The organism is Streptomyces sp. NPDC056222, assembly GCF_042264065.1.
Classification (GTDB): Bacteria; Actinomycetota; Actinomycetes; order Streptomycetales; family Streptomycetaceae; genus Streptomyces.
The window spans coordinates 79,017-88,822 of the sequence record NZ_JBHJTL010000027.1 but is presented as its reverse complement, the minus strand read 5'-3'; the positions used below and the strand labels follow the sequence as shown (position 1 = coordinate 88,822).

At 70.8% G+C, this 9,806-nt stretch carries 10 protein-coding genes; 4 read left to right on the top strand and 6 right to left on the bottom strand.

Features of this window, described 5'->3' with window-relative positions:
* Positions 1–136 precede the first annotated feature (136 nt).
* From ACFC0D_RS15770 to ACFC0D_RS15760, 3 genes are read right to left on the bottom strand one after another with little or no spacing between them, the layout of a single operon-like run.
* Positions 137–847, bottom strand: coding sequence for a class I SAM-dependent DNA methyltransferase (locus tag ACFC0D_RS15770; RefSeq protein WP_376435304.1), 711 nt, complete (start codon positions 845–847; stop codon positions 137–139).
* Positions 816–1,262, bottom strand: a complete 447-nt coding sequence (locus ACFC0D_RS15765; RefSeq protein ID WP_376435300.1) for a hypothetical protein — start codon at positions 1,260–1,262, stop codon at positions 816–818. Before ACFC0D_RS15765 ends, ACFC0D_RS15770 begins: the two co-directional genes overlap by 32 nt.
* 5 nt (positions 1,263–1,267) lie before the next feature.
* Positions 1,268–1,717 (bottom strand): ATP-binding protein, encoded by a 450-nt coding sequence (locus tag ACFC0D_RS15760; RefSeq protein ID WP_329113818.1) that lies wholly within the window; start codon positions 1,715–1,717, stop codon positions 1,268–1,270.
* Between the two features lie 254 nt (positions 1,718–1,971).
* On the opposite strand from ACFC0D_RS15760, the gene ACFC0D_RS15755 reads away from it, so the two are divergent.
* The 3 genes from ACFC0D_RS15755 (at position 1,972) to ACFC0D_RS15745 (ending at position 3,965) form a co-directional block, all read left to right on the top strand.
* Positions 1,972–2,844 carry a helix-turn-helix domain-containing protein gene (locus tag ACFC0D_RS15755; protein ID WP_376435297.1) on the top strand — a complete coding sequence of 291 codons (873 nt, stop codon included), beginning with the start codon at positions 1,972–1,974 and terminating at the stop codon, positions 2,842–2,844.
* Positions 2,845–3,081 (top strand): DUF397 domain-containing protein, encoded by a 237-nt coding sequence (locus ACFC0D_RS15750; protein ID WP_137992288.1) that lies wholly within the window; start codon positions 2,845–2,847, stop codon positions 3,079–3,081.
* Between the two features lie 77 nt (positions 3,082–3,158).
* On the top strand, positions 3,159–3,965 hold the full coding sequence (locus tag ACFC0D_RS15745; RefSeq protein WP_376435294.1) for an SAM-dependent methyltransferase: 807 nt from the start codon (positions 3,159–3,161) through the stop codon (positions 3,963–3,965).
* Positions 3,966–4,155: 190 nt separating this feature from the next.
* On the opposite strand, the gene ACFC0D_RS15740 is transcribed toward ACFC0D_RS15745, so the two are convergent.
* Both ACFC0D_RS15740 and ACFC0D_RS15735 read right to left on the bottom strand, forming a co-directional pair.
* Positions 4,156–6,069 carry a M64 family metallopeptidase gene (locus ACFC0D_RS15740; RefSeq protein ID WP_376435292.1) on the bottom strand — a complete coding sequence of 638 codons (1,914 nt, stop codon included), beginning with the start codon at positions 6,067–6,069 and terminating at the stop codon, positions 4,156–4,158.
* A gap of 58 nt (positions 6,070–6,127) precedes the next feature.
* On the bottom strand, positions 6,128–7,471 hold the full coding sequence (locus ACFC0D_RS15735) for a 6-phospho-beta-glucosidase (RefSeq protein ID WP_376435289.1): 1,344 nt from the start codon (positions 7,469–7,471) through the stop codon (positions 6,128–6,130).
* Between the two features lie 17 nt (positions 7,472–7,488).
* Here ACFC0D_RS15735 and ACFC0D_RS15730 point away from each other — a divergent pair, with 17 nt between their 5' ends.
* Positions 7,489–7,875 (top strand): VOC family protein, encoded by a 387-nt coding sequence (locus tag ACFC0D_RS15730; RefSeq protein ID WP_376435287.1) that lies wholly within the window; start codon positions 7,489–7,491, stop codon positions 7,873–7,875.
* Positions 7,876–7,888: 13 nt separating this feature from the next.
* On the opposite strand, the gene ACFC0D_RS15725 is transcribed toward ACFC0D_RS15730, so the two are convergent.
* Positions 7,889–9,709 (bottom strand): FAD-dependent oxidoreductase, encoded by a 1,821-nt coding sequence (locus ACFC0D_RS15725; RefSeq protein ID WP_376435285.1) that lies wholly within the window; start codon positions 9,707–9,709, stop codon positions 7,889–7,891.
* Positions 9,710–9,806 lie beyond the last annotated feature (97 nt).

The window sequence follows — 9,806 nt, the reverse complement described above, 5'->3', positions numbered from 1 at the left end:
AGCTTGAGGTGCTAGTGCCCTTTATCGGGCGTGGGGGTTCAAGTCCCCCCTCGGACACCGGAGAAATATGAAGGCGGGTCGTGGCTGAAGAGCCGCGACCCGCCTTCGTCGTTGTCCGTCGGCTCCCCGAAGCGAGCTACGGCTTCCGCGCCACCACCAGCCTGCATCGCGGGCTGCCGTCCTCCCGTCGCCCCAGCGCCTCGATCGGCAGCAGCGACACCTCGAACCCCGCCCCCGTCAGCCGCTCGCTCACGTCCGCCAGGCGGAACGTGCGGTAGTACATGACGAAGGGCGGGCGCCACAGCGCGTTCCGTACGCGCATCGTCGCGTCGAAGCCCAGCAGGGTCCAGTACGGACGCGAGCCGACCCGTGGAGGTGCCGGGAGGGGGAAGGCGAGGAGGCCGCCCGGGCGGAGGGAGGCGTGGGTCTGCGCGAAGAGTCTCGACTGCTCCGCCGGGAGGAAGTGGCCGAAGGCGCCGAAGCTGACCGCCAGGTCGAAGGCCGGCGCGAAGGGGAGGGCCAGGGTGTCCGCGCGGATCAGGGTGGCCTTCGGATGGGCGCGGCGGGCCTCGGTCAGCATGCCCGTACTGAAGTCCACGCCCGTGACGCGGCCTGTGCACAGGGATCGCAGGACGGAGAGGCCCGCGCCGGTGCCGCAGCAGAGGTCGAGGCCCCTGTCGAAGGGGCCCAGGGGGCGCAGGGTCTCCGTCACCGGGTCCAGGACGCGGTCCGGGGTGCGGAACGGGGTCTCGTCGAACTTCTTCGCCAGCAGGTCGTAGCCGTGCTCCACCGAAGAGAGGGCCTGGACGGCCAGCTCACGGACGGTCGGGCCCTGAGGGGTGAACATGCTCCGACATTACGCCGTCACTCTGCGTGGGAAAGAGGGTCCAGGAAGGAGCGGTTCCCGTCAGCTGGCAGGCCAGCAGATACAGGGGGATCGGCGGGGTGTACGGCGACGTGCCGTCGGGGCGGTGGATCAGGCGGGGGCGGCGGTCCGGGATCTCCGCGCCGGGGGCGTAGCAGGCCGGCATCGGCCAGGTCAGCTCCAGGTCCGAGCCGGTCGGGACCAGCCACCACCACCAGTCGGTGTCCGCGTAGACACAGCCCTTGGCGGGCAGCCGGGACAGGATCCGGAAGCCGTAGCGCGCCGGCACGCCCACCGCGTCGCAGCCCAGAGCGGTACGGAAGCCCGGTGGCACGACCAGACGGGTCGAGTCGTCCCCCGTGCTCCTGCGCGACCTCGGCGTCAGGAGCGTCGCCATCGACCTCAGCACGTGTGCCCCATGCCGTGGGCCAGCTCGGCCCAGACGACCCGCGCCGTTCCATGACCCGTACGGTCCGCACCCCACGCGCTGCACAGTCCGTCCACGAGCATCAGTCCGCGCCCTCGCTCCTCCTCGCCGCAGTCCCGTATCCGCGGATCGCCCGCGCCGCCCTCGTCCCGTACCGCTATGCGCAACTGCTCTTCGCCCTCGCGCAGTTCGCAGATGACATGGGTGCTCGCGGTGTGCACGACGGCGTTGGTGACGAGCTCGGAGACGATCAGTGTCACCGTGTCGCGGATCTCCGGATCGCAGCCCCAGAGGATGAGCCGCTCCTCCGCCAGTCTGCGGGCGCGCGACACGGAAGACGTGCGGGCCGGCAGTTCGAAGGCGAACCGGCGGACATCGGGGCGGAGGCCGGGACGGGAGACGTCGGTTCGTGGGCGCTGGGTCATGACGCGAGGGGTCGCTAGACCTGAGGGGAGCGCGTTACCAGAAGCCACGACCGGTCCTCACAACAGTGGGTAAGCAGTGCCGCACGTCGCCCCCGTGGCGGCGCGCGGCAGCAGCACGTACTGGTTCACCGGAATACTCTGCTCCCGTCGAGGACACTTGGCAAGTGGCACTCTGAAAATTGCAGAGTGCTGTGTTCTCTCTGGCCCTGCTCATGGCACACTCAACCAAAACAGTGCGTCGGGGAGGTCTGAGAGTGAGCGAGCCGCGGTCCGCCCCCACGGTGGGACAGGTCGTTCTCGGCAAGCGTCTGCAGGATCTGCGCGAGCGGGCCGGCCTGAAGCGGGAGGAGGCCGCCAAGGTCCTCCGGGTCGCTCCGGCCACCATCCGACGCATGGAAACGGCGGAAGTCGCGCTGAAGATCCCGTACGTCCAGCTCCTGCTGAAGGCGTACGGCATCACCGACTCCGAGGCGGAGGGCTTCGTCGCCCTCGCCGAGGAGGCCAATCTCCCCGGCTGGTGGCAGCGGTTCCACGACGTGCTGCCCGGCTGGTTCTCCATGTACGTCAGCCTGGAGGGGGCGGCCGCCCTCATCCGGGCCTACGAACCGCAGTTCGTCCCCGGTCTCCTGCAGACCGAGGGATACGCCCGCGCCATCCTGCGCAGCGGGGCCGTCGGCGGTAGCAGTGCCGGGAACGCCGAGGAGACAGAACGTCATGTAGCCCTGCGGATGGAGCGGCAGTCCCTGCTGACCAGGGAAGACGCCCCGAAGTTCTGGGTGATCATGGACGAGACCGTCCTCCGCCGACCGGTCGGCGACGGGCCCGAAGTGATGCGCGACCAGCTCGACCGGCTGCTCGAAGCGTCCGAGCTGCCGAACGTCACCCTGCAGATCGCGGAGTTCGCGTCCGGCCACCACCCCGGCACCTACGGACCGTTCGTCCTTTTTCGCTTCGCCGTGCCCGAACTCCCGGACATGGTCTACAGCGAGTACCTCACCGGCGCCGTCTATCTCGACGCGCGCCCCGAGGTGGCCTCTCATCTCGAGGTCATGGACCGCATGGCGGCCCAGGCCGCGACTGCACAACGCACGAAGAGGATCCTCCGGGATCTCCGCAAGGAGCTGTGAATGGATCGCATATACAACGGCATGCCCGCCGCGGATCTCGGTGCCGAGGGATGGCACAAGCCGTGGAGCGGCGGGAACGGGGGCAACTGCGTGGAGGCCATGAAGCTGGCCGACGGCAGAGTCGCCGTGCGACAGTCCGCAGACCCTGAGGGACCCGCGCTCATCTATACCCACGGAGAGATCGCCGCCTTCATCCAAGGAGCGAAATCCGGTCAGGCCGACTTTCTGCTCACCTGACCCCTTCCGTCACACCCCTACCGTCGCGTAACTCTTGCTCTCATACCCGTAGTTCTCTCCGCCGACCAGGAGCCTCGATGAGCCAGGACCCCGCAGCCGTACGGATCGACACCAGCAAGCCGCATCCCGCGCGGATGTACGACTGGTTCCTGGGCGGCAAGGACAACTACCCGGTCGACGAGGAGATGGCCAGGCAACTGCTCACCGTCGACGCGCGGGGCCGGGACATGGCGCGGGTCAACCGTGCGTTCATGCACCGCGCCATACGCTGGCTCAGCGCCCACGGCGTACGGCAGTACCTGGACATCGGTACGGGCATCCCCACCGAGCCCAACCTGCACCAGATCGCCCAGGAGGCCGCGCCGGACTCCCGGATCGTCTACTGCGACAACGACCCGATCGTGCTCGCGCACGCGGCCGCCCTGCTGCGCTCGACGCCCGAAGGGGCCACCGAGTACATCCAGGCGGATGCCCGCGACCCTGAACTCATCCTCGAAAGGGCCGGAAAGGTCCTTGACTTCGGCAAGCCCATAGCCCTGTCGATGCTCGCCCTGCTGCACTTCGTCGGGGACGAGGACGGGGCCTACGACCTGGTCGGCAAGCTCGTCGACAAGCTCGCGCCGGGCAGCTACGTCGTCCTCTCGCATGTCACGGGGGACTTCGACCCGGAGGGCGCGGCGAAGGCCGTCGGCATGTACAAGGCTCGCGGGCTGACTCTGCGGCCGCGCTCCCGGGACGAGCTGGCCGCGTTCTTCGACGGTCTCGAGCTGGTCGATCCCGGTGTCTCGCTCACCGCCGAGTGGCACCCGGAGCTGGGCGAGGCCGTCCCGGTCCAGGGCGACGACCCCATCCCGGGCTGGGCCGCGGTCGGCCGCAAGGCCTGACGGACGGCCGGTAGGCATCGAGGCCCGCGGACCGTCCGGTCCACGGGCCTCCGTACGTCGGTGGGCGGACCCGATGGTCCGCGGGCCTCCGTAGGTAGGTCGGTACGTGGTCCGCCGCGCGCGCCTCCGTACGTCGGTCGGCGTCCCGTCGGCCGCGCGCCTCCACGCGTCGGCCGGCGCCGCGCGTCCGTCAGCCGCGCGGCTCGACCAGCGTCACCAGGAACGACTTCGCCGCGCTCACATTGCCCGCCGCGTCCATCGAGCGGTACTCGACCGTGTGCGTCCCGTAGTCCGGCGTCGCGTCGTCCCACGGGACCGCCCGGCTTCTGCCCAGCTTGCCGTAGACGAGATCGTCGATGACCGTGCCGCTCGGCGAGAAGCGGAACGGCGCGTCGGCGTCGGTCGGCCAGCCGTAGTACGTGTACCAGCCGTCGCCGTCCACCCGGAACTGGCTGACCACGGTGCCCGGTTGATCGTCCCTGGCGGTCAGTTTCATCGTGAACTCGCCGTCGTAGACGTACTCGATCGGGCGGCCTGGCCGGCTCACGGTGCGCAGCGGCTCGGACAGCTCGTACGCTCCCGTCGCCGGACGGGCGTCCACCGTCCACCTCAACTCGGCGTCACTGCCAGGGATCCTGGCCGTCAGCGTGTGGGTGCCGGGGGTGAGGCGCAGGGAACGCAGGTCCAGATCACGGTCGTTGCCCGGGTTGTCGACCGTCCGGCCGTCCAGTCGCCAGCGGACGGCGAGGGTGTCGCGCGTCGGGTGGGTGGTGTCGGCGTGGACGACCGAGCGCGCGCCGACGGGCGACGTCGTCGGCGTGTGGCCGGTGAACGCCGCCTCGACCTCGTCCTCGGGTGTGGTCGACGCGCGGTTCACCGTCCAGCTCACCGTACGGGTCAGGGCGGCCGAACCGCGGACCGCGGGGTCGCGGACGAACGGGGTCGGGTCGCTGACCGTCGCCGTCAGGGTGTGATTCCCGGGGGAGAGGTGCATGCGGCGCAGGTCGACGGTCCGGGTGTCGCCGATCCCGATCGTCCGGCCGTCCAGCCGCCACACCACGGAGAGTTCACCGCCCAGCGGGTGCAGGGTGTCCACCCAGACCGTCCGGTCGGCCCCGATCGGCGCCGTGTTGGGCGTGTGCCGCTGCACGAGGTTCACCTTCGCCGAGATCGCCTGGACCATCACCTCGCGTTCGACCTGGTCGAAGTCGTAGCCGAGCGTCTTCATGATCGAGTGCTTGCTCGGCCGCCAGACGCCCTTGGTGCTGTAGAGCCCGCCCTCGAAACGGCCGATGACACCGCCCGCATCGCTCCGCTCGCCCAGCCAGCGCCACCACTTGGCGCGCTGCTCACGCATCTGCTCCTCGGTCAGCAGGGTGTGGTGAGCCGAGGTCGGCTCGGGGCCGGAGTACGGACCGCCGGCGACCCCGCGCGCGTAGTAGTCGTACTCGTCCTGGAGCTTGCCGAGCGAGTGGCCGATCTCGTGCGGGGTGATCAGCGAGGAGAGCGCGTTGCCGCCGGACGCTGTGGCATAACTGCCGCCCGCGCCGCCGTACGTGTCGCTGTGGGCCAGCGCCACGATCTGCCGGTTGGCGCCGCTCGTGCCCGGGACGAGGTCGGCGAGGGACGCCGCCCTCCCGCTGTCGACCGTGAGCAGCCGCTGCACACTGCCCGGATTGCAGCCGCCCCAGAAGCCCATGTTCAGCGGGGTGTCACGCCGGGGCGCGTCGAGCCCCGGGTCGCAGTCCACGCCCGACTCCGGCGAAGGGACCTCCACCGCCCAGACGTTGATGTACGAGCGGTACGAGGCGAAGGGTTCGATGCTCCACAGCACGTTCATGTGCTTCTCGACGTCCGCCCGGAACGCCGGCATCTCCTCGGCGGTGTAGCCGTCGCCCATCACGACCAGGTTGAAGCGCTTGTCGGCGGGACCTGTGGTCTGTACGGGAACGACGGTCGCCGTGTCGACGACGTCGTCGACGGCCCCGGACGAGTCGGCGGCCGCCGGTCCCGCTCCCACCAGACCGGCGGTCATCAGACAGCCCGCGGTGAGACGGACCAGCGCCCTTCTCAGACGTGTGCGACGTATCCCAGGTGAGTCCATGGGGCGCGAGCGTATGCCGCGCCCCCAGGGGCGTAAAGATGTTCGTCGGACAGTCGTTTCAGCTTCGTAGGTAGGCCAGTTCCGCGTGACCGGCGGTGTAGCCGTCGACCAGCCGGCGGGCCACGGACACCGAGTCGACCAGCGGATGCAGTGCGAACGCCTTCACCGCCGTGGCCCGTGATCCGCTCTCCGCCGCCGCCAGCACCTCGCGCTCGACGGCCTTGACCGCCGTCACCAGACCCACCGCGTGGTACGGCAGCGGCGCCACGGACACCGGATGGGCGCCGGCCGCGTCCACGAAGCACGGCACCTCGATCACCGCGTCCGCGTCGAGAACCGAAAGGGTGCTGCCGTTACGGACGTTGAGGATCAGCGTGGCCCGCTCGTTGCGCGCGATCGCCCGCATCAGCGCCAGGGCCACCTTCTCGTAGCCGCCCGACTCGAGATCCTCCTCGTCGCGGTCGCCGATCCCGGCGGCCTCCCGGTTGGCGGCCATGTACGTCGCCTCCCGGTCGGCGAGCGTCCGATGCCAGGTGGCCAGCGGAGGCGTGTCGGGCTTGCCCATCTCCTCGTAGAATCCGGCCTGTTGGTCGCGGAGGTAGGCGCCACGGGTCCGCTCGGCCTGCTGATAGGCGCGGACGGCCTCGCGGTTGAAGTAGTAGTAGTGCAGATACTCGTTGGGGATCGCGCCCAGCGAGCGCAGCCACTCGGGGCCGAAGAGCCGGCCCTCCTCGAAGGAGCCGAGCGCCTGCTCGTCCGCCAGCAGCCGAGGGAGCTCGTCGCGGCCGGCGACCCGCAGGCCGCGCAGCCAGCCGAGATGGTTGAGACCGACGTAGTCGATCCACGCCTCGTCCGGATGCGCGCCGAGGACCCGGGCGACCCGACGGCCGAGGCCGACGGGGGAGTCGCAGATGCCGACGACGCGGTCGCCGAGCACCCGGGACATGGCCTCCGTCACCAGACCGGCCGGGTTGGTGAAGTTGATGACCCAGGCGTCCGGGGCGAGTTCGGCGACCCGTCGCGCGATGTGCACGGCGACCGGTACCGTCCGCAGCCCGTACGCGATCCCGCCCGCGCCCACCGTCTCCTGGCCGAGAACGCCCTCGGCCAGCGCGATCCGCTCGTCCGCCGCCCGACCCTCCAGACCGCCGACCCGGATCGCCGAGAAGACGAAGTCCGCTCCGCGCAGCGCCTCGTCCAGATCCGTGGTCGCCGTCACCGAAGGGGCGTCCGGCACCCCCGCGCCCTGCTCGGCGAGGACACGGGCGATCGCCGAGAGCCGTGCGCCGTCGAGGTCGTGCAGCGTCACGTGGGTGACCCGCCCCTCGGCGTGGTCCGCGAGCAGGGCGCCGTACACGAGCGGGACCCGGAATCCGCCGCCTCCGAGAATCGTCAGTTTCATGGTCGTACGCTACTGCTGTGCACGTACTGAGCAGCCGGATTCTGCTCCGGCCCACCGATCCCGACCGCACCCGCCGCTTCTACGGAGACCTGATCGGGCTCACGGTGTACCGCGAGTTCGGCACCGGACCCGACCGGGGCACCGTCTACTTCCTGGGCGGGGGCTTCCTGGAGGTCTCGGGTCGCGCCGCCCCGACCGAGGTCCCGTCCCGGCTGCGCATCTGGCTCCAGGTGGCGGATGTCCGGGCGGTGCACCAGGAGCTCCTCGGCCGTGACGTCGAGATCCTGCGGGAGCCGGTGACCGAGCCCTGGGGGCTGGTCGAGATGTGGGTCGCGGACCCCGACGGCGTCGAGATCGTCGTCGTCGAGGTCCCCGAGGACCATCCGCTGCGCTACCGCCCCTGAGGGGTTCGCCGGCTCACCCCACGTCGAGCGCGTTGCGCAGGCCGAGCCGGTACCGCAGCCGGTCGTGCCGCTTGAGCGACTCCAGCTCGGGTGCGCGGAACAGAGGCTGGACCGTGCAGCGTGCGGCCGTCGAACCCGTACGGTCGAGCAGCGCGTTCACGGCCTGCCGGGCGGAGGCGTTGGCGCCCTCCATGGTGGCGAGGTCGATGTCGACGGCCACGTAGTCGCCGGCCAGATAGAAGTTCGGGACCTTCGTCGCGGCCTGCGGGCGGTTGTGGAAGGTGCCGACCGGGTGGATCAGGAGCTGGTCGTCGTTGGTCGGGTTCGGGGTGCCGAGGCCGTCCACGCCCGGGTCCAGGAACCAGGAGTGCAGGGCGCCGTCCTTCAGCACCGTACGGCCGGTGTCGTTGAACCCGGCCTTCAGTTGCGCCCACACCTCGCGCGCGACCTCGGCCCGGGTGCACTGCTTGGCCGTCTTGCCGTAGAGGATCCCCGGCCGGTCCCACTCCGAGACGTCCACCGAGAGACAGTCGACGACCGACCCGTCGCCGTAGTCGGCGGGAAAGTCACGCGTCGGCCAGTGGTGGGCCTGCTGGATGCACGTCAGGGACCAGGGGGAGTCGATCAGGTTGGCATGGCCCGCGAGGAGCGGGGCCCGCTCGGTCAGATAGAACTGGATGCCCGTCATCCAGTCCGTCTCCAGCCGGTCGCAGCGCGCCAGTTGAGGATCCGCCGCCCGCAGCGCGGCTCCCCAGGTGCGTCGCGCGTGCTCCACCGGCATCGCGGAGACGTAGTGGTCGGCCGTCACCGAGCGGCGCACCCCCTGTGGGTCCTCGATCACGGCGGCGGAGATCCGCCCGGCGGCGGAGTCGTACGCCATCTCCCGTACGGTCCAGCCGATACGGAACTCCACGCCCAGGCCGGTCAGATGGGTCACCCAGGGGTCGATCCACGCCTCGTTCGTGGGCAGGTCGAGGATCCGGTCGAGGGGCCCGTCCGCGCCGCGCCCGAGCGCGTTGAAGGCGAAGGCCTCCAGGAGAGTGGCGACCGTGCGGGTGCTGGCCTCCTCGGCCTTGGTCGCCACGATGTTGCGGGTGAGTCCGACGGCGAGGATGCGCTGGTAGTCGTAGCTCATCCGCTCGGCCCGCAGGAACTCCCACCAGGGCGTCGCCTCCCAGGTCCGGTCGCGCCGCTCGTCGCAGCTGGTGAGGAAGACGAGGAACCGGTTGACGAAGTAGGCGGCCTCGTGGAGGGGGATGGAGCGAGCGGTCTCCAGGAGGGCGGTCAGGGCGCGGCGGATCTCGTCGAGGGTGAGCTCGGCGGGCCGGTGCCCGGGCCACGGCAGCGGGATGCGCAGGTCCTCGCGGCCGGTGCGGGCGAAGGCCATCTCGGCCGGGGCGACGAGGTTGTCCCAGACGCCGTTGGCGTTCCCGGGGAAGGGAATGCGCCGCATCGTGTCGGGGAGGTTGTGGTAGATCCCGGGGATGAAGCGGAAGCCGTGCTCGGCGGGGAGCGGTTGCCGGGCACCGCGCGCGCTGTCCGGCACATCCATCGAGCGGGCCTTGCCACCGAGCGCCCGGCGCTCGTAGACGGTGACGCGGAAGCCTCGTTCGGCCAGTTCGTGGGCGGCGGTGAGGCCGGCGACGCCACCGCCGAGGACGGCGACGGAGTGGGGCGCCGCCGCCCCGGGCCCGGCTTCTCCCGCCTCGGCGGCCCGCGCCGCGGTCGCCGGCAGGGCTCCGACGGCGACCGCCCCGGTGACGGCCGCGGCGCCCGCCACGAAGGCCCGGCGCGAACTCCCGTTGCTCCCTGCGCTCTCGTCCGTACGATCCATGCCCCGACCCCTTTACCGGCGGTAACCATCACGTCCGGCGCAGGAGCATACGGTCGCCCCCCTGCCCCCGGAAGAGTCGCGCGAGCCGCCCCGCGCA

Excerpts from the sequence above, each read along its gene's own strand:
- ACFC0D_RS15765 (WP_376435300.1), bottom strand. The coding sequence starts at position 1,262 with ATGGCGACGCTCCTGACGCCGAGGTCGCGCAGGAGCACGGGGGACGAC.
- ACFC0D_RS15770 (WP_376435304.1), bottom strand. The coding sequence starts at position 847 with ATGTTCACCCCTCAGGGCCCGACCGTCCGTGAGCTGGCCGTCCAGGCC.
- ACFC0D_RS15740 (WP_376435292.1), bottom strand. The coding sequence starts at position 6,069 with ATGGACTCACCTGGGATACGTCGCACACGTCTGAGAAGGGCGCTGGTC.
- ACFC0D_RS15735 (WP_376435289.1), bottom strand. The coding sequence starts at position 7,471 with ATGAAACTGACGATTCTCGGAGGCGGCGGATTCCGGGTCCCGCTCGTG.
- ACFC0D_RS15750 (WP_137992288.1), top strand. The coding sequence starts at position 2,845 with ATGGATCGCATATACAACGGCATGCCCGCCGCGGATCTCGGTGCCGAG.
- ACFC0D_RS15725 (WP_376435285.1), bottom strand. The coding sequence starts at position 9,709 with ATGGATCGTACGGACGAGAGCGCAGGGAGCAACGGGAGTTCGCGCCGG.
- ACFC0D_RS15745 (WP_376435294.1), top strand. The coding sequence starts at position 3,159 with ATGAGCCAGGACCCCGCAGCCGTACGGATCGACACCAGCAAGCCGCAT.
- ACFC0D_RS15760 (WP_329113818.1), bottom strand. The coding sequence starts at position 1,717 with ATGACCCAGCGCCCACGAACCGACGTCTCCCGTCCCGGCCTCCGCCCC.